General features: G+C 57.9%; 1 protein-coding gene. It reads right to left on the reverse strand.

Annotated features, from left to right (window positions below; genetic code table 11):
* Positions 1-280, reverse strand: a 280-nt coding sequence (locus F3J20_RS31770; protein WP_205299436.1) for a 4Fe-4S dicluster domain-containing protein, incomplete at both ends; no start/stop codon positions are given.

The raw sequence follows: 280 nt of genomic DNA on the forward strand, positions 1-280 counted from the left end.
TCATCGTTCTTGACGAATTCATACACGCCAGCGGGGCAGTAGCGCGACTCCGGACCCGCATAGGTCTGCCAGTTGACGTTGACCGGCACGGTCGGGTCTTTCAGCGTCAGATGCGCGGGCTGGTTCTCTTCGTGATTCGTGTTCGAAATGAATACCGACGAAAGCCGGTCGAACGTGAGCTTGCCATCGGGCTTCGGATACGTGATCGGCTTGCACTGCGATGCCGGTTTCAGCATCTCGTGATCCCAATGCTGGTGATGCAGCGTCCACGGCACATTGC

It is taken from the genome of Paraburkholderia sp. Cy-641 (assembly GCF_011752945.1).
Taxonomy (GTDB): Bacteria; Pseudomonadota; Gammaproteobacteria; order Burkholderiales; family Burkholderiaceae; genus Paraburkholderia.